Origin of the sequence: Aeromonas sp. sia0103 (genome assembly GCF_963895295.1) — a bacterium.
Classification (GTDB): Bacteria; Pseudomonadota; Gammaproteobacteria; order Enterobacterales; family Aeromonadaceae; genus Aeromonas; species Aeromonas encheleia.
This window is the reverse complement of record NZ_CAWQKG010000022.1, coordinates 481,861-506,992: the sequence shown is the minus strand read 5'-3', so window position 1 is coordinate 506,992 and position 25,132 is coordinate 481,861. Positions and strand designations below refer to the sequence as shown.

At 59.4% G+C, this 25,132-nt stretch carries 21 protein-coding genes, 2 tRNA genes and 1 pseudogene; 10 read left to right on the top strand and 14 right to left on the bottom strand.

Annotation, left to right across the window (positions count from 1 at the left end):
* The first annotated feature begins 42 nt into the window (after positions 1 to 42).
* Both AACW18_RS10720 and AACW18_RS10715 read left to right on the top strand, forming a co-directional pair.
* Positions 43 to 957, top strand: a complete 915-nt coding sequence (locus tag AACW18_RS10720) for a HamA C-terminal domain-containing protein (RefSeq protein WP_218388619.1) — start codon at positions 43 to 45, stop codon at positions 955 to 957.
* Between the two features lie 2 nt (positions 958 to 959).
* The gene (locus tag AACW18_RS10715) at positions 960 to 3,041 is read left to right on the top strand and encodes a DEAD/DEAH box helicase (RefSeq protein ID WP_218388618.1); all 2,082 of its coding nucleotides are present in this window, start codon (positions 960 to 962) and stop codon (positions 3,039 to 3,041) included.
* A 179-nt stretch (positions 3,042 to 3,220) separates the two neighbouring features.
* On the opposite strand, the gene AACW18_RS10710 is transcribed toward AACW18_RS10715, so the two are convergent.
* From AACW18_RS10710 to AACW18_RS10690, 5 genes are all read right to left on the bottom strand, one after another.
* Complete coding sequence (locus tag AACW18_RS10710) at positions 3,221 to 3,622, bottom strand: YybH family protein (RefSeq protein WP_218388617.1); 402 nt, start codon at positions 3,620 to 3,622, stop codon at positions 3,221 to 3,223.
* 116 nt (positions 3,623 to 3,738) lie between these two features.
* On the bottom strand, positions 3,739 to 5,013 hold the full coding sequence (gene thrC, locus AACW18_RS10705) for a threonine synthase (protein WP_218388616.1): 1,275 nt from the start codon (positions 5,011 to 5,013) through the stop codon (positions 3,739 to 3,741).
* Entirely contained in the window at positions 5,010 to 6,011 is a 1,002-nt protein-coding gene (gene thrB / locus AACW18_RS10700) for a homoserine kinase (protein WP_042653905.1), read from the bottom strand. Before thrB ends, thrC begins: the two co-directional genes overlap by 4 nt.
* A gap of 2 nt (positions 6,012 to 6,013) precedes the next feature.
* A complete protein-coding gene (gene thrA, locus AACW18_RS10695) occupies positions 6,014 to 8,506 on the bottom strand; it encodes a bifunctional aspartate kinase/homoserine dehydrogenase I (protein ID WP_218388615.1) in 2,493 nt (830 codons plus the stop codon).
* A 260-nt stretch (positions 8,507 to 8,766) separates the two neighbouring features.
* A complete protein-coding gene (locus AACW18_RS10690) occupies positions 8,767 to 9,459 on the bottom strand; it encodes a tRNA/rRNA methyltransferase (protein ID WP_218388614.1) in 693 nt (230 codons plus the stop codon).
* A gap of 264 nt (positions 9,460 to 9,723) precedes the next feature.
* Between AACW18_RS10690 and aceK the strand changes: the two genes are divergently transcribed.
* Positions 9,724 to 11,451 (top strand): bifunctional isocitrate dehydrogenase kinase/phosphatase, encoded by a 1,728-nt coding sequence (gene aceK, locus AACW18_RS10685; protein WP_218388613.1) that lies wholly within the window; start codon positions 9,724 to 9,726, stop codon positions 11,449 to 11,451.
* Positions 11,452 to 11,554: 103 nt separating this feature from the next.
* On the opposite strand, the gene AACW18_RS10680 is transcribed toward aceK, so the two are convergent.
* Positions 11,555 to 11,953: an META domain-containing protein gene (locus AACW18_RS10680; RefSeq protein ID WP_218328855.1), complete on the bottom strand. Its 399-nt coding sequence runs from the start codon at positions 11,951 to 11,953 to the stop codon at positions 11,555 to 11,557.
* Positions 11,954 to 12,122: 169 nt separating this feature from the next.
* Here AACW18_RS10680 and AACW18_RS10675 point away from each other — a divergent pair, with 169 nt between their 5' ends.
* Positions 12,123 to 12,599 (top strand): hypothetical protein, encoded by a 477-nt coding sequence (locus AACW18_RS10675; protein WP_218289981.1) that lies wholly within the window; start codon positions 12,123 to 12,125, stop codon positions 12,597 to 12,599.
* 4 nt (positions 12,600 to 12,603) lie between these two features.
* On the opposite strand, the gene AACW18_RS10670 is transcribed toward AACW18_RS10675, so the two are convergent.
* Both AACW18_RS10670 and AACW18_RS10665 read right to left on the bottom strand, forming a co-directional pair.
* Positions 12,604 to 13,083: a putative 4-hydroxy-4-methyl-2-oxoglutarate aldolase gene (locus AACW18_RS10670; RefSeq protein ID WP_042653911.1), complete on the bottom strand. Its 480-nt coding sequence runs from the start codon at positions 13,081 to 13,083 to the stop codon at positions 12,604 to 12,606.
* A 41-nt stretch (positions 13,084 to 13,124) separates the two neighbouring features.
* Positions 13,125 to 13,540 (bottom strand): annotated as a pseudogene (locus AACW18_RS10665) (DUF3293 domain-containing protein).
* A 376-nt stretch (positions 13,541 to 13,916) separates the two neighbouring features.
* Here AACW18_RS10665 and arcA point away from each other — a divergent pair.
* A complete protein-coding gene (gene arcA / locus AACW18_RS10660; RefSeq protein ID WP_033130442.1) occupies positions 13,917 to 14,636 on the top strand; it encodes a two-component system response regulator ArcA in 720 nt (239 codons plus the stop codon).
* Between the two features lie 127 nt (positions 14,637 to 14,763).
* On the opposite strand, the gene AACW18_RS10655 is transcribed toward arcA, so the two are convergent.
* Both AACW18_RS10655 and AACW18_RS10650 read right to left on the bottom strand, forming a co-directional pair.
* Positions 14,764 to 14,838: transfer RNA gene (locus tag AACW18_RS10655), tRNA-Gly, on the bottom strand.
* A 105-nt stretch (positions 14,839 to 14,943) separates the two neighbouring features.
* Positions 14,944 to 15,017, bottom strand: a tRNA-Gly gene (locus AACW18_RS10650).
* A 201-nt stretch (positions 15,018 to 15,218) separates the two neighbouring features.
* Here AACW18_RS10650 and cydD point away from each other — a divergent pair.
* From cydD to AACW18_RS10630, 4 genes are all read left to right on the top strand, one after another.
* Positions 15,219 to 16,988, top strand: a complete 1,770-nt coding sequence (cydD, locus tag AACW18_RS10645) for a heme ABC transporter permease/ATP-binding protein CydD (protein WP_218388612.1) — start codon at positions 15,219 to 15,221, stop codon at positions 16,986 to 16,988.
* Positions 16,981 to 18,711: a heme ABC transporter ATP-binding protein/permease CydC gene (gene cydC / locus AACW18_RS10640; protein WP_218388611.1), complete on the top strand. Its 1,731-nt coding sequence runs from the start codon at positions 16,981 to 16,983 to the stop codon at positions 18,709 to 18,711. Before cydD ends, cydC begins: the two co-directional genes overlap by 8 nt.
* A gap of 222 nt (positions 18,712 to 18,933) precedes the next feature.
* Positions 18,934 to 19,305, top strand: a complete 372-nt coding sequence (gene rcsF, locus AACW18_RS10635) for an Rcs stress response system protein RcsF (protein WP_042653916.1) — start codon at positions 18,934 to 18,936, stop codon at positions 19,303 to 19,305.
* Positions 19,306 to 19,314: 9 nt separating this feature from the next.
* Entirely contained in the window at positions 19,315 to 19,701 is a 387-nt protein-coding gene (locus tag AACW18_RS10630; protein WP_218388610.1) for a DUF488 domain-containing protein, read from the top strand.
* A gap of 74 nt (positions 19,702 to 19,775) precedes the next feature.
* Here the strand turns inward: AACW18_RS10630 and AACW18_RS10625 are convergent, their stop codons facing one another.
* The gene (locus tag AACW18_RS10625) at positions 19,776 to 20,771 is read right to left on the bottom strand and encodes an NAD-dependent epimerase/dehydratase family protein (RefSeq protein ID WP_218388609.1); all 996 of its coding nucleotides are present in this window, start codon (positions 20,769 to 20,771) and stop codon (positions 19,776 to 19,778) included.
* A 288-nt stretch (positions 20,772 to 21,059) separates the two neighbouring features.
* Between AACW18_RS10625 and tsaA the strand changes: the two genes are divergently transcribed.
* The gene (gene tsaA / locus AACW18_RS10620) at positions 21,060 to 21,764 is read left to right on the top strand and encodes a tRNA (N6-threonylcarbamoyladenosine(37)-N6)-methyltransferase TrmO (RefSeq protein WP_218388608.1); all 705 of its coding nucleotides are present in this window, start codon (positions 21,060 to 21,062) and stop codon (positions 21,762 to 21,764) included.
* Positions 21,765 to 21,837: 73 nt separating this feature from the next.
* Here the strand turns inward: tsaA and AACW18_RS10615 are convergent, their stop codons facing one another.
* The 3 genes from AACW18_RS10615 to AACW18_RS10605 are packed head-to-tail and all read right to left on the bottom strand — an operon-like array spanning position 21,838 to position 25,021.
* Entirely contained in the window at positions 21,838 to 22,959 is a 1,122-nt protein-coding gene (locus AACW18_RS10615) for a beta-ketoacyl-ACP synthase III (protein ID WP_218388607.1), read from the bottom strand.
* Between the two features lie 52 nt (positions 22,960 to 23,011).
* Entirely contained in the window at positions 23,012 to 24,178 is a 1,167-nt protein-coding gene (locus AACW18_RS10610) for a vWA domain-containing protein (protein WP_218388606.1), read from the bottom strand.
* Entirely contained in the window at positions 24,179 to 25,021 is an 843-nt protein-coding gene (locus tag AACW18_RS10605) for an AAA family ATPase (RefSeq protein ID WP_218289968.1), read from the bottom strand.
* Positions 25,022 to 25,132 lie beyond the last annotated feature (111 nt).

The window sequence follows — 25,132 nt, the reverse complement described above, 5'->3', positions numbered from 1 at the left end:
TTCACAAGAAGATTTCTTACCAAAACAACTGGGCAAGTTAACATGGATTTTGATATTTTAATTGATGAGCATTTTGTAGGTTTATGTCAAAGAGGAGATTTATCCCCTATTGACAACAAATACGTTCTGAGCATTATTAACGATTATGAAGATGAACAATGGCGATATAAAAAGTTTCAAAATTTCATATGGGACAATATAGCAGAAACCGCTTTATCCCATTCAGAAAGGCAGTGTCTCATCAATCAGTCTCATTCTATCCTTACTGCCGCAGCTCAAAACCTAAGGCTAACAGATAAAGAAGGGGATATTGGAAAAGGTAGCGAGCTAGCTGAAATTGTTTTATATGGTATTATGAAGCACCATTACAATGCGCTACCGGTTGTGCCAAAAATCTTTTATAAGCAGAATAGTCAGGATAATGCAAAAGGTGCTGACTGTGTTCATATAACCATTCAGGATGGTGACTTCGCACTGTGGTTTGGTGAGGCAAAATTTTATAACTCCATAGAAGACTCTAGACTATCGAGCATAATCAGCTCTGTTGGTAACTCACTAAATACAGAGAAGTTAAAAAAAGAAAACGCCATTATCACTAATATTTCTGATCTTCACGGATTGATTGATGACCCCGAGCTAAAGAAAGAAATTCAATCTGCACTCTCAAACAGAAACAGCATTGATAACTTAAAACACAAAATCCACATACCAATACTCATATTACATGAGTGTGAGATTACTCGTAGAAGCATGCAACTGGATGATGAATATAAGACTTCCATTATAAAATACCATACCGAACGAGCACACTCATATTTTGAAAAGCAAATATCTGCCATTGGCAAAATATCAAAATATGGAGATGTGAAATTTCATGTCATTTTATTTCCAGTCCCTCACAAGAGCTTTATTGTAGATAAGTTCATTCAAAATGTTGAGCACTATAAGGAACAATAATCTTGGACATTTTTACTAGTTGCCACAAAATTAATGATCTTATTACTTCGGGCTCTGAAAATAATGCTAGAGAAGAGCTAATAAAACTGCTTGACTATCATGAGAGGGAAGGTATTTCATACTCCCCCCTACTAAATAGTCTAATTCGCCAAGTTGGTTTATATCCTTACCTTCAAACTGAGACATCAAGTTGGCAAGATCAGTTTGTATATGAATCATTTAAAACTAATGTAGGACCCGATACCAAACTAACACTTCATCGCGAGCAATCATCTGTGCTCAAAAGGTTATTAGAAGGCCAAAACTTGGCAGTAAGTGCCCCAACTAGCTTTGGAAAAAGTTTCATTATAGATGCGTTTATATCAATAAAACGCCCCAAAAATGTTGTAATAATAGTACCCACGATAGCCTTAACTGATGAAACTCGCAGAAGACTACAGAAAAAATTCTCTAATGAATACAAAATAATCACCACTTCAGATGTAGAAATTTCCGAAAAAAATATTTTTATATTCCCCCAAGAAAGATCCATTAACTATCTTGAAAAACTTGATGAAATAGATATTTTGGTTGTTGATGAGTTTTATAAGGCAAGCCAAAAATTTGATAAAGAGAGAGCCTCATCATTAACAAAGGCAATAATAAAGCTCAGCACTAAAGCAAGACAAAAATATTTCTTAGCCCCAAACATCTCATCACTTAATGACAATATACTAACAAAAGACATGGTGTTCTTGCCCATTGACTTTAATACTGTTTTTTTAGAAATGAACGAGTTATATAAAGAAATAAAAAAAGATGAGAACTTAAAAAGCGAGACCCTTCTAAATATTCTAAATTCCACAAAAGGAAAAACTTTAATATACGCAGGGACTTACCCAAACATAAATAAGGTTGCAACATTATTAATCGGCAACAAGTTTCCGATTCCTGGAGAAAAGCTTAAGTCATTTGAAAAGTGGCTTACTATTAATTATGAAAGAAATTGGAATCTAACTAGTCTTGTTAAAAGAGGATGTGGTATTCATAATGGTCAAATGCATCGTTCATTAAGTCAGATACAAATAAGGCTATTCGAAGAAGAAGATGGGCTTAAAAACATTATATCAACCTCATCAATTATTGAGGGAGTAAATACTTCCGCTGAAAACGTTGTAATATGGGCTAACAAAAATGGTCAATCACGGCTTAATGATTTTACATATAGAAATATCATAGGTCGTGGCGGAAGAATGTTTAAACACTTTATTGGCAAAATATATATATTAGAGGAGCCACCAGTATCAGAGGAAGTAGAACTAAATTTAAATTTGCCAGACAACATTCTTAGTAGTATTGATAGCGAGGAGATTCGTCAAGATCTAACTCCAGAGCAAATATCAAAAATAATTGCGTATGAAAATGAGATGTCTGACCTTCTAGGCGATGAAACATTTACAATGATGAAAGGAAATAGCATCTTCGACTCGAGTGATGGCTATCTAATCCGAGATATTGCAAGAGACATATCATCAAATAAAGATGAGTGGAATGGTCTAGGTTTCCTAAATTCGGCTTTTCCTGATGACTGGGATAGGTTTTTATATAAGGCAATAAACTTTCATCCAGGTGGATGGGGTATTGAATACTGGAAATTTGTAGAGTTTATTAAAGTAATTTCAAATAATTGGAATAAATCAATCCCTGAGCTTCTGGAAGAGCTCGAGCAATATGACATAGGAATAGATGAATTTTTTAAACTTGAAAGAAATATAACCTTCAAGCTTTCCGCAACATTCAATGATATAAATATTCTACAGAAAAAAATGCTTGAAAAACCGACTGACATATCTCCTTTCATATCAAAACTTTCGCACGCATTTTTACCACCGCTTGTTTATCAACTGGAAGAGTATGGGCTTCCAAGAATGATAACAAAGAAAATTCATCAAGCTAAAATTATAAATTTCGAACATCCTGAGATTGAGTTGCATATCGTTTTGAATATATTCAAAACTATACCGCTCGATATCTTGATAACCCTCGTTCCTGACCTAGATGTTTTTGATAAATATATACTTTCATATTTTTACGATGGTATATGAGTTGCTATTTAAAAGTCCGGAAAAACCTGGGGTGTTCACCTTTCTGGGCCAGCTATTGCCATGCTGGCTCAGAACTTAGCTACCCTATCCTTCCAACCAATACTCCCTTTCAACCCCCACCCCGGCCACAAAAAACCAGCAGCAAAGTGCCCGGATAGTCGACCAGCAGGGTCTGCAACTTATAGGTCTGCATCCAGCAGCGCTGTACCGTAGGAGTTGTCTACGGTGCAGCGCCACTCTCCATCCGCCTCCTTGCGAAACACATAGGTGGCGCGGCGGTTCTCGTCGATCCAGCCACCCTCGCCGTCGGGATAGCGCAGCCGGGTCTCCATGATCACCAGGGCATTATCGGCCCCCTCGATCACCTCCATGGCCCCCTGCTCCACCCTGAGCTGGCCCTGAAAATAGTCGGAGATGGCGCTAAAGGCGCGGCGGATGGCGGGAATGCCGTGCGCCACCATGCCGGGCTTGACCACCAGGGTGGCGTCCTCGGCGTAGAAGGCCATCAGGGCGTCGAAGTCACGGCGCGAGATGGCGGCGTCACAGGTCTCGATCAATGCGCGAAGGGGATGCTGGCTCATACTGTGCTCCTTGTTTCAGGGTGATCATCCAGGGCTGGATTCCCCGCCCTATGCCGGAAATAAAAAATCCCCCATTCTTTGCAAAAAGGCGGGGGATTTTCATTTTTCATTAGCGCTTAACCGAGCAGGAAGGCCCGCAGCGGGGCGAACTCCGCCGGCAGGTTGTGGGAGAGCAGCGGCAGAACGGCGTGCTTGGCAAGCGGGGCTGGCAATGGCACGTCCAGCCCCAGGATCTCGTCCACCGACTCCTTGAACTTGGCGGGGTGGGCGGTGCAGAGGAACAGGCCCACCTCGTCCTCGGCGAGCTGCTCGTTCAGCAGATCCCAGGCGATGGCGCCGTGGGGCTCGCACAGGTAATCCAACTGGTGCAGGCGCTGCAACGCATCACGAGTCTGGGCATCGTCACGCATGCCCGACCCTAAGGTCTCCAGCGCCCAGCCGTTGCGGCGGCACAGCTCCTCTACCCTAGGCCAGTTGTTGGGGCGGCTGACATCCATGGCGTTCGACAGAGTGGCCACAGTCTGGTGCGGCTCCCACTGACCGGTTTTCAAGTAGCGCGGCACTGTGTCGTTGGCGTTGGTGGCGGCGATGAAGCGCTTCACCGGCAGCCCCAGCGCCTTGGCGATGAGGCCAGCGGTGAGGTTGCCGAAGTTGCCGGACGGCACGCTGATAACTGCCTTGGCGCGATCGGCCTTGGGCAACTGGGCCAGGGCCTCGAAGTAGTAGCAAACTTGCGCCAGCAAGCGGCTGATGTTGATGGAGTTAGCGGAGTTGAGGCCGATGGCCTGTTTCAGCTCGGCATCATCGAAGGCATCCTTCACCAGTGCCTGACAGGCATCGAAGTCGCCGTCGATGGCGATGGTGCGGATATTTCCCCCCAAGGTGCAGAACAGTGCCTCCTGCAAGGGGCTGATCTTGCCCTTGGGATAGAGGATCACCACCTCGATCCCCTCCAGCCCGTAGAAGGCGTGAGCCACGGCGGCACCGGTGTCGCCGGAGGTAGCGGTGAGTATGGTGATCTTGTCGTTGGTTCTGAAGCTGGCCAGACACTGGGCCATAAAGCGGCCACCGAAATCCTTGAACGCCAGGGTCGGGCCGTGGAACAGCTCGAGAGCGTAGGTGCCGTCTTTCAGCTTCACCAGCGGCGCCGGGAAGGTGAAGGCGGCATCGATCAGCTCGCTGACCTTGGCGGCGGGCACCTCATCCCCCAGCAGGTGACTGATGATGCGCGCCGAGCGCTCGGCCAGCGGCAGATCCAACAGAGCATCCACGTCCGCCAGCGGGGTGATCACTTCCGGGAAGAAGAGCCCCTGCTCGCGGCCCAGCCCCTGGCGCACCGCCTGGGCAAAGCTGACCTGTTCACTCTTGTCCTTGATATTGTAAAGATTCATAGCTCGCTTCCTGTTACCCGTGCCCCGGCCATGTCCAGTTTGCAGACCCGGGCAAATCCATCTTCGTTCTGCACGAAATGTGCGTCCATCCAATCCTTCATGCGCTCGGCCTGGGCCAGATCCTTCATCACCACGAAGACGCTGGGACCCGAGCCCGAGATGCCGGTGGCAAGCGCCCCGTTCTGGGCGGCCTGGGCCCGCACCTCGTTGAAGCCTTCGATCAGCGCCGCGCGATAGGGTTCGGCGATCACGTCTTTGAGCACGCTCGCCGCCAGCGGCTCCTGCTGGGTGTAGCTGGCGTGCACGAAGGCGGCCAGCCGGCGGCCATAGGTGAGGCAATCCTGGCGGCGATACTGGGCCGGCAGTATGGCGCGGGCGGCGGCGGTGGAGACCACAGTGCCCGGGTAGCAGACCACCCAGTACCACTGCTCGAACACCGGAATACCCTGGCTGATGACACCCCCCTCCTCCACCACCAGCTGCAGGCCACCGAGATAGCAAGGCGCCACGTTGTCGTAGTGGACCGAGCCGGAGATGCGTCCTTCCATCTCCCCCATCAGCAGCAGCATGGCGTGCTCGTCCAGCAGATCGCCGTGGAAGGCGTTGAGCCCCTCCAGCGCCGCCACCACGCTGCAGGCGCTGGAGCCGAGGCCCGAGCCCACCGGCAGGTTCTTCTCCAGTACCATCTCCAGCGGCAGCATCTCGCGGCCTATCTTGGCCAGCGCCTCGCCATAGGCGAGCCAGCAATCGTAGAGGATGTTCTTCTTGGGATCATCCGGCAGCTTGTGGGCGTAGCGGCCCACGGAGGAGAGCGCGAAGGGCTCGGCGGTTGCTGACGCCGCCTTGACCTGCACCCGATCCCCCAGCAGGGAGCCATCCACGGGGGCGAGCGCCGCCCCCAACACATCGAATCCCACGCTCAGGTTGGCACTGGAGGCGGGAGCATAGGCAACCACACTGCCTTTCTTTTCCAAATAGGGGTTCATGTCTGAACTCATGCTTATAGCTCCTGCTTCCAGTTCTGGGTGCGCAGCACGTCGGCGAAGACGCCGGCGGCAGTCACTTCGGTGCCCGCGCCATAGCCGCGCAGCACCAGCGGGATCGGCTGGTAATAGGTGGAGAAGAAGGCGAGCGCGTTCTCCCCGTCCTTGACCTTGAACAGCGGCTCATCGGCACCGACCGCCTTGATGGCGACCTTGCACTTGCCCCCCTCGATGGAGCCGACGTAGCGCAGCACCTTGCCCTCGCTCTGGGCCAGGGCGAACTGGTCGCGGAACCAACCGTCGGCCTCGGGCAGGCGGGCCATGAAGGCCTCCACGTCACCGCTCACATCAAAACCAGGTGGCAGCGCCTGCTCCACCTCCACATCAGACAATTCCAGCGCCATGCCGGACTCGCGGGCCAGGATCAGCAGCTTGCGCGCCACGTCCATGCCGTTCAGATCGTCGCGGGGATCCGGCTCGGTGAAGCCGTTGCCACGGGCGATGCCGGTGGCCTCGGAGAAGGCCATGCCCTCGTCGAGCTTGCCGAAGATGAAGGAGAGGGAGCCGGACAGGACGCCGTCGAAGGCGCGCAGCTTGTCACCGGCCTTGATCAGGTTCTGCAGGTTCTCGATGACCGGCAGGCCGGCACCGACGTTGGTCTCGTACAGGAACTTGCGACGGGTCTGGCGGGCGGTGCGACGCAGCGCCTTGTAGTAATCCAGGGAGCCGGTGTTGGCCTTCTTGTTCGGGGTCACCACGTGGAAACCGGCGGCCAGGAAGTCCGCATACTGCACGGCGATGACCTCGCTCGAGGTGCAATCGACGATCACCGGGTTGATGAGGTGACTCTCCTCCACCAGCTTCTTCACGACTTCCAGGCTGAAGCTGTCGCGGGCCTCCACCAGCTGATCGCGCCAGTTGACGAGATTCAGCCCATCCTTGTTGACCGCCATCTGGCGGCTGTTGGCGATGCCCACCACCCGCAGGCCCGTGCCCTGCTCTGCCAGCACCGGTTGCTGGCGCGCAATCTGATCCACCAGAGCCGCGCCGACACCGCCGACGCCGACCACGAACAGGTCGATGAACTGCTGGCTGCCGAAGAAGTTCTGGTGGCACGCCTTGATGGCCTCCGCCACCTTGCGATCCCGCACCACCGCCGAGATGGAGCGCTCGCTGGAGCCCTGGGCGATGGCGACTATGTTGATGGAGGCCTGGGCCAGGGAGGTGAAGAAGCGCGCCGCCATCCCCTTGCTGGTGCGCATGCCGTCGCCGATCAGGGAGATGATGGCGAGATCGCTCATGATCTCGAGGGGATCCATCAGCTGGTTCTTGAATTCCAGCTCGAACTCACGCTCCAGCACCTTGCGGGTCTTGTCGCTGTCATAGCTGTGGATGCAGAAGCTGACGCTGTACTCGGAGGAGGACTGGGTGATCAATACGATGCTGACCCCGGCGCGGGAGACGGCGGAGAAGATCCGGCCCGCCATGCCCACCATGCCCTTCATGCCGGGACCGGAGACGTTGAACATGCACATGCCGGACAGATCCGAGATGGCTTTTACCTTCAGGTCGTCATCCCCCTGCTCGACGCCGATAAGCGTGCCCGGCCCCTGGGGGTTGAAGCTGTTCTTGATGAGGCAGGGAATGTGGAACTGGGCCACCGGGGCTATGGTCTTCGGGTGCAGCACCTTGGCGCCGAAGTAGGAGAGCTCCATCGCCTCCTTGTAGGAGAGGGTCTTCAGCAGATAGGCGTCCGGCACCAGACGGGGGTCGCAGTTGTAGCAGCCCTCCACGTCGGTCCAGATCTCGCAACATTCCGCATCGACGCAGGCGGCCAGCACGGCGGCGGAGTAGTCGGAGCCGTTGCGGCCGAGCAGCACGGTCTCACCCTTGTCGCTGCCGCCGGTGAAGCCCGGCATCAGATAGAGACATGACTCTTTTCCAGAGGGGCCCTGCCCCTCTACAACCGGGCGCAACCCCTTGGCGGCGAAGCGCAGGCGGGAGGCTTCGATGTCCACGTGGGCCTCGAGGTAGCCGCCGTCGGTGACCAGCAACTGCTCCGGCACGATCGAGCCCAGCTCGACCCCACGCACCCGCAGCAGCTCGTGCATGAAGGCGATGGAGAGGTTCTCGCCCCGGCTCAGGATGCGGGCCTGCACGTTGTCCGGGCAGAGCCCCAGCAGGCGGATGCCCTGCATCAGCCGCTCGACCTGATCCAGCTCGGCGGTGAGACGAGCCTGCAGCGCCTTGTCGTCCAGCGCCGGGTAGGCGGCCTTCAGCCCGGCCAGCAGGCGGGAGAAGATGCCGTTGATCTCAAACAGGGTACTGCTGGCATCCATGCCGCGACTGGTCTGCTCCACCAGGGCCACCAGGTGATTGGTCACCTTGGCCGGTGCCGACAACACCAGGGCAACCTGGGACTGACCATGGGTATTGACCGCGATATCGGCTACCCGTAAGAAACGCTCTGCGTCGGCCAGTGACGACCCGCCAAACTTCAATACTCTCATCGCATTCTCTCCCTGTATTCCCTGCAAAGTGACCGGCAAATCGGCCTGAAAACTGTCCAACAAAAAGGCCCGTACTGGGTGGGTACGGGCCTTTTCTGATTTCTGTGCTTGTTCGTCAGCGCATCAACCGGCCCCAGTGCCACCTGTGGTGGTACCGGTAATAATGGTGGTGGTGATGACGTTGATGAATGACTGCATGACGAACACTCTTGAACGAAGCTGGCTTTTAGCAATACCGCGCCGGGCGCCGGGCTGTCAACTTAATCCTCTTTGCCGAGTCGGCGGGCGAGGTCTTTGCAGAGCAGATGCAGCATATTCAAATCCCGCTGCGGCAGCATGGGCACTCGGTCCATCACCCATTGATGCAGTTTTTCATCCTGCGAAACCCCGAGTTCACCGAGAATTTCTGCTGTTTTTGATTTGAGTACCCGAACCTGCCCGACGCTATCAAAACTTTCTGCTACGGCCTGGGGTTCGTCCAGCAAGGGACTCATCTCGTAGGCATACAGCATGATCGCCTGGCCCAGATTCAGGGAGGGATAGCTCACCTTGAGCGGCAGGTAGCTGATGAGGTCCACCTGAGCGAGCTGCTCGTTGGAGAGGCCGGACTCCTCGCAGCCAAACACGATGGCGACCTTGTTCACCGACGGCTTGGCGCGGATCTGGTCGCGGATCTCCCCCGGCGTCAGGTAGTGCTGGTAGCGACCGCGCTGGCGGGCCGTAGTGGCGATCACCAGATCCATGTCGGCAAGGGCTTCAGGCAAGGTATCAAAGGCCTCAGCCTCGGCCAGGATCTCCTGCGCCCCGTGGGCGACCCAACTCGCCTCTTCCTCTTCGTGTACCCGGCTGGCCACCAGGCGCATGGCATCGAAGCCCATGGTTTTCATGGCGCGGGCGGCCGCCCCGACGTTGGCCGCCCGGGCTGGTGCCACCAGGACAAAATAGAGTTTCATTGGGTTTCCTCTTGGGCAGGGCCGACCTCTCTCATCAAGGGTAAAGCATCGGCAAAACAGGGGCGCAATCTACCGTTTATCCCCGAAAATTGCCACTTGAACAGACGTTTGAATGTTGCCATAGTGACCCAATAGGTGGCCAAATTGCCGTCAATGATCCGCGAAGATACCGCGATGGACTGACGGCGTGCGGATCGGGAACGAGCCGGCAGACAGGCCACCACCGCCGTGCTATCGAGCCGGCTCATCACAAGGAAGAGAGAGATGCAGCAGCCATTGGAACAGGCCGTCGCCGAGACGATCTTGCAGCGCTTCGAGTCGTTTTACAGCCGGTTTCTCGAAATCACCCAGGGCAGCAAGAGCCGCTTCGAGCACGGCGACTGGCTGGGGGTGCAGCTCGCCGGGCGCGAGCGCATCCGCCTCTACGATCATCATGTCGGCGCCACCACGGCCCTGATCAAGCAGATGATGGGGGAGCAGTTGCCGAGCCAGGCGCTGCTCAAGCAGGTGAAGGGAGCCTTCAGCGATCTGCTGCCCCGCTGTGACAACTTCGAGGTGGCGGAGTCCTTCTTCAACTCCGTCTACCGCCGCATCTTCCGCCATCGCAACATCCGCGACGAGAACCTCTACATACACCCGTTCCGCAGCCGGGGGGATCACCCCGACCTGAGCGCACTGCTGCGGGTCTATCGCACCGATCTCGCCCATCTGCCACAGACCCTGAGCCAGCTGCTGGGGGACTACAGCTTCACCCTGCCCTTTGAGGACAAACAGCGGGACATCGTCGACATCCACCGTCATCTGGCCGAGAACGGCCCGGGCATTCTGCACGATGAGCCGTTCGCCATCGAGCTGCTCAAGGAGGTGTTCTACCGCAACAAGGGTGCCTATCTGGTGGGGCTTATCCGGGTAAAGGGCGAGGTGCACCCCTTCATCCTGCCGCTGCTCAGCACCGGCCAGAGCATCTATGTGGATACCGTCATCTTCGAGCCGGAGCTCGCTTCCATCGTATTCGGCTTCGCCCGCGCCTACTTCATGGTCTATGCCCCGGTGCCGGCGCTGTTCGTGCTGTTCCTGCGCCAGATCATGCCCCGCAAGCCCGATTACGAGATCTACAACGCCATCGGCTGCCAGAAACACGGCAAGACCGAGCTCTATCGCCACTATCAGCAGCACCTGGCCCAGAGCCGGGAGCAGTTCGTCATCGCCCCCGGCATCAAGGGCATGGTGATGAGCGTGTTCACCCTCCCCTCCTACGACGTGGTGTTCAAGGTGATCAAGGACGAGTTCACTCCGCCCAAGGATGTGAGCCACGAGCAGGTCAAGGCGAAGTACCGACTGGTGAAACAGCACGATCGGGTGGGCCGCATGGCCGATACCCAGGAGTTCACCAACTTCGAGTTTCCCCTCGAGCGGATCTCCCCCGAGCTGCTGGTCGAGCTCAAGACGGTAGCCCCCTCTGCGCTCACCCTCACCGCCGACAAGCTGGTCATCAAGCACCTCTACACCGAGCGCAAGATGATCCCGCTGAACCTCTATCTGGATAAGGCGGACGAGCAGCAGACCCGGCTCGCGCTGGAGGAGTACGGCAACGCCATCAAGCAATTGGCGGCGGCCAACATCTTCCCCGGCGACATGCTGTTCAAGAACTTCGGCGTGACCCGCCACGGTCGGGTGGTGTTCTACGACTACGACGAGATCTGCTATATGACGGAGTGCAACTTCCGCCAGATCCCGCCGCCGCGCTATCCCGAGGACGAGTGGAGCGCCGAGCCCTGGTACTCGGTCGCCCCGAACGACATCTTCCCCGAGGAGTTCGCCACCTTCCTGCTGCAAAAGCCCCAGGTGCGAACGATCATGATGCAGGTGCACAAGGAGCTGTTCGATGCCAGCTACTGGAAGATGCTGCAAGGCAACATCAAGGAGGGAGTGTTCGAGGATGTCTATCCCTACCGACGCAAGAAACGCTTCCGGTTTCAGCGGGGGGGATGAGACGCCCCATAGCTCAGATACCCAGCAAAAAGGGACGCCGCGGCGTCCCTTTTTGCTCCGGGCCCAGCGGCTCGGCTACGACAGTCTCTGACGAGACTCTCTCTTACTTAGTGGCCGGCAGGGCATCGAAGGTAAGCAGGGCCGTCTTGTTGGCATCGCTCAACACCAGCTGCTGACCGGAGATCCGATAGGTCGCGACCTTCTCCAGCGCCTGCAGGTAGTTCGCCTCCTTGCCCGCCAGATCCCCGGCACACATCATGCGGGTCGCGCCCATGGCCCCCAGCGTCAGGACGCCGTCGCCCTGCTGGGTGATGCCGCCAAAGTAGCGGTTGCAGCCGCCCTTGCCTGCCACCTTGTCACCCGCGACCTGCAGGGTGAAGGTGTCACCGCTCGCCCCCTGCAGTTGCCAGGTCGATGCTTGCAGTTGAGCCAGATTGGAACTCGCAGTCATGGCGCAGCCTCCCAGAGCCAGCGCGGCCAGCAGGGTCAGTTTCTTGTTCATGAGTTCACCTCTTGATGGAGAAAATAGTGAAGACGCAGAGTGATGGGGGCCTGTGTATCATGAGTCGGAAGCGGATTAAAACTCTTTTATTGTGATGCGGGTTGCCTTTACTACCTGCTGGCATGTGCCATGCTTAGGGTCCTGTTCCGGACCCAGGGAGGGGAAACGAATGGTCAAGTCTCTCATCATCGCACTCGCATCAGGCCTCGCGTTTTCGGCCCAGGCGGCCGACTGGAGTTTTCTCCAGACCGAATCAGACAGCCAGCTCTACGTGAAGAGTTATTCCGGCGTGCTGCTCGGCAATCAGACTCATCACGGCGACAATTTCGACCTCTGGCTCATCAACACCGGCTACCAATACCCGGTGCAGGATGATGTCACCCTCTACATGGAAGCCGGCCCCGCCGTCGGCACCCGCAGCGATCAGGCCGGCTTCAATATCAGCTCAGGGGTGCGCTACCAGCTCTCCCCCTCGCTGAACATCGGCAGCCAGCTCAAGCAGTTGGAGGTGAGCAAACCCAGCACCCTGGTGGAGCTCAACAGCAGCCTGCTGCTGACACCACAACTGGCCATCACCGCCAACTACGGCGTCAGCGCCTTCAGCACGGAGCAATTTCTCACCCTGGGGGTTGGCTTCAACTTCTGAACCTTCAGATGAGCCGGGCACCACTGATCAGCACGCCGTTGAGATCGGCGTAGACATAGTCACCCGGCGCTATGGTCACCCCGGCAAAAGAGAGCTCGGCATCCAGCTCACCCTGCCCCAGCTTCTCGGTCTTGACCGGACAGGCTGCCAGCGCCTTGACGCCCAGCGCCAGCGTCGCCAGGGTGCCCACATCCCGCACCGCGCCATAGATCAGGATCCCCTCCCAACCCTGCTCCACCGCCTTGATGGCCAGCTGATCCCCGAGCAGTGCCCGGCGCAGGGAGCCGCCCCCATCGATCACCATCACCTTGCCCCGGCCGGGCTGCGCCACCAGTTCCCGCACCAGGCTGTTATCCTCGAAACAGGAGAGGGTGACCGCCTGGCCATGAAACAGCGGCTTGCCGCCATAGTCGTGGAACAGCGGCTCGGCCACCTGCACGGCATCGCCGTGTTGATCGCAAAGGTCGGGGAGTAAGTCCAGCATCGTCAGCGTCCTTCCATGGAGTGAGTCCGTTCATTCTTTCATCATGTCGGGTCCCTGACAATCCAGCAGGAGGCCAGTCTGCCCAGATGGTGTGGCTCCCCCTTCATCAGCACGGGGATCAGCCAGATCTCTCCCCCTCGACCCAGTAGCAGGCATTCTGGCCGAAACGGCTGGCCAGCCGGACGGCATCGGCACGGGGCATCTGTAACAATAACGACTCTTCCTGCCAACTTTCGTCCAAAGAGCTACCCCACACAGGCCCCATGACGAGCAAGTCGGGGGCGTCGTCGATGAGCCGCAACAGGGCAAGATGACGACGAGAGTTGCGACGCATTCCTACCCATCTGCTGGCCAGATTCCAGGCCGTGACGATGGCATAGGCGGGCCAGGAGGGCGGCTCGAACGGGGCAAAAAAACAGACTTTTCTGTAGTTTTCCCACAAAATCATGTCAATCACATGTTACATCCCATTACATTCCATAGGGGCGAAAAAGCGGGCCAGCCCAAGTATCATGCAGCGAACTCAGGGTTTGACTTATATCAAGCCAGAGTTAAAAAGTTGCTATCTGACGGCAAAGAGTGTTGTTATGCGCCTGTTAACTGATAAAATGCAGCAACTTTTGTAATGGACTACCTTTCAGGGCTTCGCTCGTTCAGGCTTGTTGAGACCCCATGTGTGGCACAAGGATGTTTGCCAACATCGATACCAAATTCGCGATGATTCGACCTGATATTCATACCCAGGATGACGTAATAAATTTTCAGGACCGGTCGAATAACGCCAAAGAGTGTTAAAATTTCGAAAATTAACTGATAAGAATCTGGGAATACTCATGCAAACACCACACATTCTGATCGTCGAAGACGAACTGGTCACCCGCAACACTCTGAAAAGCATCTTCGAGGCCGAAGGCTACATCGTGCTCGAGGCCAACAATGGCGACGAGATGCATCAAGCCCTGACCACCCACACCATCAATCTGGTGATCATGGACATCAACCTGCCGGGCAAGAACGGCCTGTTGCTGGCCCGTGAGCTGCGCGAAGATGACAACATCGCCCTGATGTTCCTGACCGGTCGTGACAATGAGGTGGACAAGATCCTGGGTCTGGAGATCGGCGCCGATGATTACATCACCAAGCCGTTCAACCCTCGTGAGCTGACCATCCGTGCTCGCAACCTGCTGAGCCGCACCATGAACGTCACCGCCGGTGGTGAAGAGAAGAAGCTGGTTGAGCGTTACCTGTTCAACGGCTGGGCACTGGACATCAACAGCCGCGCACTGGTCAGCCCGGCTGGGGACATGTTCAAGCTGCCCCGTTCAGAATTCCGTGCCATGCTGCACTTCTGCGAGAACCCGGGCCAGATCCAGACCCGTGCCGAGCTGCTCAAGAAGATGACAGGCCGCGAGCTGAAGCCCCACGATCGCACCGTCGATGTCACCATCCGCCGCATTCGCAAGCACTTCGAGAGCGTGGGTGACACCCCGGAAATCATCGCCACCATCCATGGCGAAGGCTACCGCTTCTGCGGTGAGCTGGAGCAGGAATAAGCCCGACCGGCAGAGTGTGGAGTGAGAGGCGCCCTTGGCGCCTCTTCTGTTTCCGGCAACCGGCGCCTTGCGCGACGCGGGAAAAACAAAAAGCCCACTCGGTTGAGTGGGCTTTTTGTTTGATATCTGGAGCGGGCAGCGGGAATCGAACCCGCATCATCAGCTTGGAAGGCTGAGGTAATAGCCATTATACGATGCCCGCAAGGCTCAGAAACTGCTGTCGATATTCGGGGAGTTGATCGGCGTCAGGGGTAGCGTGCGAGGCAGAGGCAATAACGAGACGGGTCGTCTACCGGATATCGGAATGTGGAGCGGGTGATGGGAATCGAACCCACGTATGCAGCTTGGGAAGCTACCGTTCTACCATTGAACTACACCCGCGTCAGTGGCCTCTACTATATGCATTTTGCCGGCGAGCGCAATCACCGCCGTCCTGTTTTTTGCCATAAATCAAGCTGTTCGGCCAACTAATGAGCATGCAGCTGCTTTTTCAATCAATCATCTTCACGCCGCCGGATCTGCGAGGTTGCCAAGCCATGGGGGCGACGATAGTCTTGCGCCACTCGACCGAGGAGGGTGGTAATGGACAAGAACACGCAGAAACATCTCTATGGCTGGTTGCGCAAACAATCGAGCCATGGCCGACGCTGGATCGGCCTCTCCATCGGCTTTGGCCTGGGTCAGGGCATGCTGATGGTTGCCCAGGCCTGGTTGCTGGCCACCCTGCTCCATGGCTTCATCATCGAAGGCACCACGCCAGAACAGTCCATCCCCCTCTTCATTAGCCTGCTGCTGGTGACTGCGGCCAAGGCCGGGCTGGCCTATGGCCGCGAAGTTGCCAGCTTCAAGGCGGGCAGCGCTGTGCGCCAGGCCATCCGCGAGCTGGTGCTCACCCGCCTCGGCCGGCTCGGTCCGGCCTACATCCAGCGCCGCCCCGCCGGCAGTTGGGCCAGCCTGCTGCTGGAGCAGATCGAAGACATGCAGGAGTTCTTCTCCCGCTATCTGCCGCAAATGGCCGTCGCCGTGTTCATTCCCCTGGTGATCCTGGTGGCCGTGTTCCCGGTCAACTGGGCCGCCGGCATCATACTGCTCGGCACCGCCCCCCTGATCCCGCTCTTCATGATCCTGGTGGGGGTCGGCGCCGCCGATGCGAACCGCCGCAACTTCCAGTCGCTGGCGCGGCTCTCCGGTCACTTCCTCGATCGCCTGAAGGGATTGCGCACCCTGCAACTCTTCCTGCGCACCCAGGCCGAGGGTGAGGCCATTCGCGACGCCTCGGAAGATTTTCGGGAGCGCACCATGGAGGTGCTGCGGCTCGCCTTCCTCAGCACCGCCGTGCTGGAGTTCTTCGCCGCCATCGCGGTGGCGCTGGTGGCGGTCTATTTCGGCTTCTCCTACATAGATCACCTGAACTTCGGCAACTATGGCGTCAAAGTTACCCTCTTTACCGGCCTGTTCGTGCTGTTTCTCGCCCCCGAGTTCTACGCCCCGCTGCGTGAACTCGGCGCCCACTATCACGCCAAGGCGCAAGCCATAGGTGCCGCCGAACAGCTGCTGGAGTTTCTGGAGGCCGAGGTCAGCGAACCCGCCTCCGGGCATGCCCCCTTCCAGGCCGATGGCCCCATCAGAGTGGAGGCCCGCGCCCTGGAGGTGCTGAGCGCAGAGGGCAAGGTGCTGGTCGGCCCGCTCGACTTCCAGCTGGTGCCCGGCTCACGCACGGCCCTGGTCGGCATCAGCGGCGCGGGCAAGAGCTCGCTGGTCAACGCCCTGCTCGGCTTCGCCCCCTATCGCGGCGAACTCCGGGTCAACGGGCAGGAGCTCGCCGAGCTGGACATGAGTCAGTGGCGCCTGCAACTGGGCTGGCTATCCCAGAACCCGCAGCTGTTCCACGCCAGCCTGCGTGACAACCTGCTGCTGGCCAGGCCTTCCGCGAACGATGCCGAGCTGGAAGCAGCCCTGAAACGGGCCCAGGCCTGGGAGTTTGCCAGTGAGAAGGGATTCGACTATCAGGTCGGCGATCAGGCTGGCGGCCTCTCGGTCGGCCAGGCCCAGCGCCTCGCCCTGGCCCGCACCCTGCTCAAATCCACCCAGCTGATGGTGCTGGATGAACCCACCGCCAGCCTGGACCGCCACTCCGAGCGCGCCATCATGAGCACCCTCGAGCAGGCGAGCGCAGGCCAGACCCTGCTGATGATCACCCACCGCCTCGATCAGCTCAGCCAGATGGACAACATCCTGGTGCTGGAGCGCGGCCAGCTGGTGGAGCAAGGCCATTTCTCCCAACTCAGCCAGGCCCGGGGGCCCTTCGCCCGGCTGCTGTCCCAACGTTCAGGGGATTCTCTCGATGACTGATCTACTGCCGTTCCTGCGCCTCTACCGCCAGCACTGGCTCAGCCTCTCGCTGGGTCTGCTGCTGGCCTTCGTCACCCTGGTGGCCGGCATGGGGCTGCTGTCCCTCTCCGGCTGGTTCCTCTCCGCCGCCGCCGTGGCCGGGCTGGCCGTCGCCAGCCGCGACACCTTCAACTACATGACCCCGGCCGGCGGGGTGCGCTTCTTCTCCATAGTGCGCACCGCCAGCCGCTGGGGCGAGCGGGTGGTGAGTCACGACGCCACCTTCCGGGTGCTGACCCGGCTGCGAGTCTGGTTCTGGCAGAAACTCTCGCCGCTCTCCACCGGCACCCTGGCCGGCTTTCGCCAGGCGGACCTGCTCAACCGGCTGGTGGCCGACATCGACGCCATGGATCATGTCTACCTGCGCCTCATCACCCCCATAGGGGCGGCCCTGCTCAGCTGTGCCGGGCTGGTATTCTTCCTCTCCTTCTTCGACAGCCGCCTGGCGCTGATCCTTGGGGCCATACTGCTGCTCGGCATGATTGCCCTGCCGCTGGTGTTCTACTTCGCCGGGCGCAAGCCGGGCCAGGCGCTGATCGCCGAGAAATCCAGCCTGCGCACCCGGCTGGTGGACTATCTGGACGGCCAGGCCGAGCTGCAGATGTTTGCCGCCGCCCCCAAGGCGCTCGCCGAGCTGCAACAGGCCGAGCAGGCCCTGATCCGCGCCCAGGCCCGCATGGCCAGGGTGAGCGGCCTGGCCAATGCCAGCGTCCAGCTGCTGAGCGGCTGGACCCTGACCCTGATGCTGTGGCTGGCCGGTCATGGCGTCGGGGGCGCGGTGCCGGATCCCATCACGGCGCTGATGGTGTTCGCCACCCTGGCGAGCTTCGAGGCACTGCTGCCGCTGGCGGGGGCCTTCCAGCACCTCTCCACCAGCCTCACCTCGGCCCGTCGTCTCAACGAGATCCTGCAAGATGCCAAGGCCCCCGAGTGGGGGGATGAACAACAGCATGCCCGCGAGGGTTCCCTGCAGATCCGCGACCTCCATTTCACCTACCCCGGCCATGACCAACCCGTGCTGCGGGGCTGCTCCTTAGAGCTGCAGGCTGGCGAGAAGTTGGCGCTGCTGGGCCAGACCGGCTGCGGCAAGTCCACCCTGATGGGGCTGCTGACCCGCGAGTGGGAGATGCAGGCGGGCGAGATCCTGCTGGATGGCAAGCCGCTCACGACTTATGGGGAAGAGGCGCTGCGCACCTCCTGCTCGGTGGTGAGCCAGCGGGTGCACCTGTTTGCCGCCACCCTGCGGGACAACCTCAAGCTGGCCGCCCCGGCCGCCAGCGATGAGCGGCTTGTCGAGGTATTGAACCTGGTGGGGCTCGCCGCCCTGCTGGAAGATGAGATGGGTCTCGATGTCTGGCTGGGGGATGGTGGACGGCCCCTCTCCGGCGGCGAGCGCCGCCGCATCGGCATCGCCCGCGCCCTGTTGCACGATGCGCCGCTCTGGCTGCTGGATGAGCCGACCGAGGGGCTCGACAGCCAGACCGAGCGCGAGATCATGGCCCTGCTGTTCAAGCTCGGCGCCGAGCGCTCCCTGCTGCTCATCTCCCATCGCCTGCTGGGGCTGGAGCAGATGGACAGGATAGCCCTGATGGAAGAGGGGCAGATCCGCCTCTGCGCCCCTCACGCAGAGTTGCTGGGCGACGACTACTACCGCAGCCTCCATCAGCGGTTGGCACCGGTCTGATCCGCCGTTATCAGGCCTAAATAAAGGAACAGGGGCGGATCCACCGATGCGCCCCTCACTCTTCCAGGAGTTGCTGACCGACGACGACTATCGCAGCCTCCATCAGCGGCTGGCGCCGGTCTGATCCCCGTCACGCCCCCTCCCTATGGCTAAAAATGGGGCTGGTCCCGGGCAGCGACTGGCCCCTATAATGGCCCCCTCACTGTTCAACAAGAAGCCGACATGAAACGCCTGACTCTACTGCTGCCCCTCATCGCCTCTGGCTGCGCCGATTTCTCCTTCAACAGCAATCTGGACAAGGAAAACTTCGACGAGTATTTCAAGCCGGGCGGCGTCCAGATCTATGAGCAGGGTCAGCTTGCCGACCTCAACTACCTCTACCTCGGCACCGTCGAGGGGGAATCCTGCCAGATCGATGCCAATCAGCCGGTGCCCAATGCCGGTGAGGCCCGTACCCTGGCCCGCCGCCGCGTGGCGGACATGGGTGGCAACGGCGTCAGCTTCGACAAGTGCGCCGAGTTCAGCGATGTGCCGGGCTGCCTGAAGCAGGTGATCTGCTACGGCCAGGCGCTGAAAGTCGCTGAAGTGAAGTAAGCCGCCCCCATGGCACTGGCCATAGTCCGGCTCGGCAGCCCCCGTCTGCCGGATGAGGGACTGCGCATCGGCACCGTGCGTCGCCCACCCCGCGGCGTCCCCAAAGCTAAGTTTGCCAGCCAGGATTGGTACGATGTCTGGTTCCCGAACCTGGCTCCCAGTAGCGACACCATGAAGCTGGGTCAGGCCGCCGAGACGCCCGCTCAGTGGACCGCCTTCTGCCGGCAGTACAAGGCCGAGATGGCCAATCCCTCTGCCCGCCACGATCTGGCGTTGCTGGCTGCCCTCTCCCACCACACCAACCTGTCGCTGGGCTGTTATTGCGAGCAGGAGTCCCGCTGCCATCGCGCCATCCTCAGGGAGCTGCTCGTCGGCTGCGGCGCCACCCTGCGTTGAGCCACCGATAAGCAGAGAGGGCGTCCCATGGGACGCCCTCTCTGTTTTTACTCTGCAACCAGATGCTTGCCTGTTCACACGACGCTCTGCGTCGAGAGCCGCCGCCGCAAGTCCAGCTCCTCCCCGGCACTGAGCCCGGTCTGCGCCTCATCGACGACCCCGGTCGCCAACCAGTCGGCGAGATCCGCCACCGTCTCCTCCAGCGGCCGGAAGTTGAGCCCCTGCACTATGGCGGCCTCGGCACTGATGCGGCCATAGCCGGCATATTCGGCCAACTCGTTGGGCAATAGCGTGGGGTAGCTCTGCCAGGGCTCGATGCCGGCGGCCAGCAAGGCGGGCCAGGGCACCCACTCAAGCTGCAGCGGTTCGCGCGGGGCCAGCCGGGCGGCGAGGCGCGCTACCCAGTCCGCCAGTTCAATGCCGGGTTTGAGCAGGTTGAAGCAGCCCCCCAGCTGCTGCTCGGCGGCCCGCAGCACGAATTCGGCGCAGTCCCGCACATCCAGATATTGCAGCCGATCCTGACCCGTGCCCGGCAACAGCCAGAGCCCTCCTCGCTGCACCCGCTTCACCCACCAGGCCAGGCGAGCCGTGGGATCCTGGGGGCCGCACAGCACGCCGGGGCGCAGGATGCAGAGCCGCTCCCCCCAGCGGGCGCGATATTCGGCCTCGCACAGCACCTTCAGCGGACCGTAGTCGGTGACTGACTCGTCGGTGGCCACCTCGTGCAGCGGTGCCGACTCATCCATCCCCTCCTGGGCGAAGTCGCGATAGACGCTGATGGTGGAGATGAAGATCAGCCGCTCGCAGCGCCCCAGCAAGGTCCTGGACAGGCTGGCCGCCTGCTCGGGCCGGTAGCAGCAGGTGTCGATGGCCAGATCCCAATGCAGCCCTTCCGCCTGCAGCGCACCGAGCTGCTGATCCCTGTCACCCTGTAGCAGGGTCAGCTCGCGCCAGTCGGGATGCTGGCGATGACCGCGATTGAACAGCGTCACCTCGTGGCCCCAATCCAGCGCCAGCGAGCTGAGATAGCGACCCAGAAACCCGGTGCCGCCGATGATAAGCAGTTTCATCCATGTCCCCTTGTTCGGTACGAACTGACAGTCTCTGCGACAGCCCCTATTTCATACCGATATACCCCCTGTCCGGCGCAAACCAGCCGTCTGCGCGACAGCCCGCATTTCATGCCGATATGCTTCCTGTCCCCACCCTACGCAAGTTGGCGCCGGGGCACAGCCCCCGGCGGGCCGGGATGGGAGCAAGATCACGGCGGCAGCAAGGAAACCGGCATCCCGCGGCTATGCCTGCGTTTTCGGGTCGGCTGTGCTAAATTGCCGGGGTTTTTTAGCCGCGGATCCGCCATGAAGTTCGAAATCGACACCCTCGGGATCATCCATTCTCCCTACAAGGAGAAGTTCGCCATCCCCCGCCAGCCCGGTCTGGTCAAATCCGTCCGGGCCAGGCTCGAGCTGCTGCCCCCCTACGATCAGCCGGACGTGCTGCGCGGCATAGAGCAGTTCTCCCACCTCTGGCTCAGCTTCGTGTTTCACCAGACCATGGAGCAGGGTTGGCACCCGACGGTGCGCCCGCCGCGCCTCGGTGGCAATGAGCGGGTCGGGGTCTTTGCCACCCGTTCCACCTTCCGCCCCAATCCGCTCGGTCTGTCGGTGGTCGAGTTGCACGGCGTCGGCCGCGAGCGGGGCAAGCTGTGGCTGGAGCTGGGGGCGGTCGACTTGCTCGATGGCACCCCCATCGTCGATATCAAGCCCTACATTCCCTATGCCGACAGCCTGCCGGATGCCCGTGGCGGCTTCGCCCCCGAGGCCCCGACCCCGCCGCTGGCGGTGAGCTTCGGCGCCGAGGCGGAGCAGCAGCTCGCCCGGCTCGCCTCCCGCCACCCCGAGCTGCGCCAGCTGGTGAGCGAGGTGCTGGCCCAGGATCCGCGCCCCGCCTACAAGAAAGGCAAGCCGGATGAGAAGCTGTACGGCGTCAGGCTGTTCGATCTCAACGTGCGCTTTCAGATCCAGGAGCCCCACTGCCTGGTGTCGGCCATCGATCCCGCCTGAGCACCGCTGAGATCACACCCATAAAAAAACCACCGCCGGGTGGTTTTTGCATGTTACGCCTGTGCCTGCCAGATCAGAGCCGCTGCAACAGCAGACTGCCGATGGAGTAGCCGGCGCCGAAGGAGCAGAGCACGCCACGGGCCCCGCTCGGCAGGTCCTGGTTGAACAGGTGGAAGGCGATGATGGAGCCCGCCGAGCTGGTGTTGCCGTAGCTGTCCAGGATCACCGGCGCCTCCTGCTGGCTGGCGTCGTGCCCCAGCAGCTTGCGGCCGATGAACTGGTTCATGGTGAGGTTGGCCTGATGCAGCCAGAGCCGGCTCAGGGCATCCGCCCCCCAGCCCTGCTCGCCGAGCTGGCGCTCTATCTGCTCGCACACCAGCGGCAACACCTCCTTGAACACCTTGCGCCCCTGCTGGCGGAACAGCTTGTCATCGCCGTAGCGGGTGCGTGGGCTGAACCGGTTCAGGAAGCCGAAGTTGTTGCGGATGTTGTTGGAATACTGGGTCGTCAGCTTGCTGGCCACCAGTTGCCAGGCCCCTGCCACCTTGCAATCCGCCTCCCGCTCCAGCAGCACGGCGGTGCAGGCGTCACCGAAGATGAAATGGCTGTCTCTGTCCCTGAAATTGAGGTGGCCCGAGCAGATCTCCGGGCTCACCACCAGCGCCAGTTTGGCGGTACCGGCCGCCAACATGTCCGCCGCCGTCTTGATGCCAAAGGTGGCGGACGAGCAGGCCACGTTCATGTCAAAGGCCATGCCACCCGCCCCCAGGTAGTGCTGCAGCTCGATGGAGAGCGCCGGATAGGGGCGCGGCATATTGGAAGCCGCCACTATCACCAGATCGATCTCGGCGGGTTCGCGACCGGCGGCGATCAGCGCCTGCTCGGCGGCGGCCACCGCCATCTCCACCATGATGGAGGGTTTGTCGTCCGGACGCTCTGCCAGCAGCGGCTGCATGATGTCCGGATCCAGCACCCCCTCCTTGCTCACCAGGTAACGGCTCTTGATGCCGGAGGCCTTCTCGATGAACTCGCAGCTGGAGTGCTGCTTGGCCGCCAGCTGACCGGCATCGATGGCCGAGGCGTTCTCTTCGTTGTAGAGATCCACATACTGGTTGAAGGCGGCCACCAGCTCTTCGTTGCTGACGGCAAAGGGCGGGGTATAGAGGCCTGAGCCACTGATCACGATAGCAGTCATCTTTGCTCCTGGCCGGGTGCGATCCCGGCTTGTCTGTTTTGTAGGGTAAGAGTCATAGCTGATCGATCGCCGCGGCGAGACCGGCCAGGGTCAGCGGGTGCATACGCCCGCCAATCAATTCATTCATCAACTTGATGGAAGGGTGCCAGAGCCACTCCCGCCTGGGAATGGGGTTGATCCATGCCAGCCTGGGATAGTGCTGCTGCAGGCGGGCGAGCCACACCTGGCCCGCCTCCTCGTTCCAGTACTCGACACTGCCACCCGGCCAGCTGATCTCGTAGGGGCCCATCTTCGCATCCCCCACCAGGATCACCCTGTAGTCGCTGCCGTAGGTGCGCAGCAGGCGCAGGGTGTCGAATCGCTCCTCGGTCCGGCGATTGTTGTCTTGCCAGACGAAGTCGTAGAGGCAGTTGTGAAAATAGAAGAACTCCAGATGCTTGAACTCGTGGCGCAGGGCCGAGAACAGCCGCTGTACCTCGGCCACGTGGGCATCCATGGAGCCCCCGACATCGAAGAACACCAGCAACTTGATGCCATTGCGGCGCTCGGGCCTCAGCTTCACATCGAGCCAGCCCTGGCGGGCGGTGCTCTGGATGGTGTCATCGAGATCCAGCTCGTCCGGGCTGCCCTTGCGCACCCAGCGCCTCAGCTTGCGCAGCGCCAGCTGAATGGCGCGCTGACCCAGGGGGGAGTCATCGTCACTGAAGTTGCGATAGTGGCGCGCCTCCCACACCTTGGCCGCCTTGCCCTGTCGCCCCTCTCCCCCCATGCTGACCCCTTCCGGGTGAAAGCCGCCGTGACCGAAGGGGCTGCTGCCCCCGGTCCCCACCCACTTGTTGCCGCCGGCGTGACGCTCTTTTTGCTCCGCCAGCCGCTGGTTGAGGGTCTCCAGCAGCTTGTCGAGCCCGCCGAGGGATTGCAGCAGTGCCTTCTCTTCCGGACTCAGCAGCCGCTCGAACTCCTGGCGCAGCCACTCATCCGGCAGGGTCTCAGGCAACAGGGGGTTGGCCTGCAGGCCGTCGTAATACTCGGCGAAGGCGCGATCGAAGCGATCGAAGTGGGCCTCGTCCTTGACCAGCAGGCAGCGAGACAACAAGTAAAAGTCATCCATGTCTAGGCGGGCGAGCCGGGCCGCCAGGGCTTGGTGCAGATCCAGCAATTCGCGCAGCGAACAGGGCAGCCTGTGGCGCCGCAGATGGGTGAAAAAATCGATCAGCATTCAGCGACCGCGCCGCGCCAGGAAGGCCAGCTTCTCGAACAGGTGCAGATCCTGTTCGGTCTTGAGCAGGGCGCCATACAACGCAGGCACCAGCTTGCCCGGCTCGCGGGTGCGCATCGCCTCGGGGGAGATGCCATCGGCCAGCAGCAGCCGGATCCAGTCCAGCAGCTCTGAGGTGGATGGCTTCTTGCGCAGCCCCTCCACCTCCCGCAGCTCGAAGAACAGCGCCATCGCCTCGTCCAGCAGCTCCTCTTTCAGTCCGGGATAGTGCAGCTGGACTATGGCCTGCATCTCGGCCTTGTCGGGGAAGCGGATGTAATGAAAGAAGCAGCGGCGCAGGAAGGCATCCGGCAGCTCTTTTTCGTTGTTGGAGGTGATGATGACCACGGGGCGTTGGCGGGCCTTGACCCGCTCGCCGGTCTCGTAGACGTCGAACTCCATCCGATCCAGCTCCAGCAGCAGATCGTTGGGGAACTCGATGTCGGCCTTGTCGATTTCGTCGATGAGCAGCACAGGCCGCTGATCGGCCGCGAACGCCTGCCACAGCTTGCCACGGCGAATGTAGTGATTGATGTCCTCCACCCGAGGATCGCCGAGCTGGGAGTCCCGCAGCCGCGCCACCGCATCGTATTCATAGAGCCCCTGCTGGGCCTTGGTGGTGGACTTGATGTGCCAGGCGATGAGATCGGCGCCAAGCGATTCGGCAACCGCCTCGGCCAGCACCGTCTTGCCGGTGCCGGGTTCCCCCTTAATCAGCAGCGGTTTCTCCAGCAAGATGGCGGCATTGACTGCCATACTCAACGCCTCTGAGGCGAGGTAGCGATCGCTTCCTGCAAATCCCATAACGTCCATTCCTTTGGCGGCGGGAGACCCGAGCAAGGCCTCGGTAAGAAAGAATAAGTTCTATATGTTGTAATAACATATTGTTATAACGATTCGTCACTTCTCATTCAG

Excerpts from the sequence above, each read along its gene's own strand:
- AACW18_RS10720 (WP_218388619.1), top strand. The coding sequence starts at position 43 with ATGGATTTTGATATTTTAATTGATGAGCATTTTGTAGGTTTATGTCAA.
- AACW18_RS10710 (WP_218388617.1), bottom strand. The coding sequence starts at position 3,622 with ATGAGCCAGCATCCCCTTCGCGCATTGATCGAGACCTGTGACGCCGCC.
- thrC (WP_218388616.1), bottom strand. The coding sequence starts at position 5,013 with ATGAATCTTTACAATATCAAGGACAAGAGTGAACAGGTCAGCTTTGCC.
- thrB (WP_042653905.1), bottom strand. The coding sequence starts at position 6,011 with ATGAGTTCAGACATGAACCCCTATTTGGAAAAGAAAGGCAGTGTGGTT.
- thrA (WP_218388615.1), bottom strand. The coding sequence starts at position 8,506 with ATGAGAGTATTGAAGTTTGGCGGGTCGTCACTGGCCGACGCAGAGCGT.
- AACW18_RS10690 (WP_218388614.1), bottom strand. The coding sequence starts at position 9,459 with ATGAAACTCTATTTTGTCCTGGTGGCACCAGCCCGGGCGGCCAACGTC.
- aceK (WP_218388613.1), top strand. The coding sequence starts at position 9,724 with ATGCAGCAGCCATTGGAACAGGCCGTCGCCGAGACGATCTTGCAGCGC.
- AACW18_RS10680 (WP_218328855.1), bottom strand. The coding sequence starts at position 11,953 with ATGAACAAGAAACTGACCCTGCTGGCCGCGCTGGCTCTGGGAGGCTGC.
- AACW18_RS10675 (WP_218289981.1), top strand. The coding sequence starts at position 12,123 with ATGGTCAAGTCTCTCATCATCGCACTCGCATCAGGCCTCGCGTTTTCG.
- AACW18_RS10670 (WP_042653911.1), bottom strand. The coding sequence starts at position 13,083 with ATGCTGGACTTACTCCCCGACCTTTGCGATCAACACGGCGATGCCGTG.
- arcA (WP_033130442.1), top strand. The coding sequence starts at position 13,917 with ATGCAAACACCACACATTCTGATCGTCGAAGACGAACTGGTCACCCGC.
- cydD (WP_218388612.1), top strand. The coding sequence starts at position 15,219 with ATGGACAAGAACACGCAGAAACATCTCTATGGCTGGTTGCGCAAACAA.
- cydC (WP_218388611.1), top strand. The coding sequence starts at position 16,981 with ATGACTGATCTACTGCCGTTCCTGCGCCTCTACCGCCAGCACTGGCTC.
- rcsF (WP_042653916.1), top strand. The coding sequence starts at position 18,934 with ATGAAACGCCTGACTCTACTGCTGCCCCTCATCGCCTCTGGCTGCGCC.
- AACW18_RS10630 (WP_218388610.1), top strand. The coding sequence starts at position 19,315 with ATGGCACTGGCCATAGTCCGGCTCGGCAGCCCCCGTCTGCCGGATGAG.
- AACW18_RS10625 (WP_218388609.1), bottom strand. The coding sequence starts at position 20,771 with ATGAAACTGCTTATCATCGGCGGCACCGGGTTTCTGGGTCGCTATCTC.
- tsaA (WP_218388608.1), top strand. The coding sequence starts at position 21,060 with ATGAAGTTCGAAATCGACACCCTCGGGATCATCCATTCTCCCTACAAG.
- AACW18_RS10615 (WP_218388607.1), bottom strand. The coding sequence starts at position 22,959 with ATGACTGCTATCGTGATCAGTGGCTCAGGCCTCTATACCCCGCCCTTT.
- AACW18_RS10610 (WP_218388606.1), bottom strand. The coding sequence starts at position 24,178 with ATGCTGATCGATTTTTTCACCCATCTGCGGCGCCACAGGCTGCCCTGT.
- AACW18_RS10605 (WP_218289968.1), bottom strand. The coding sequence starts at position 25,021 with ATGGGATTTGCAGGAAGCGATCGCTACCTCGCCTCAGAGGCGTTGAGT.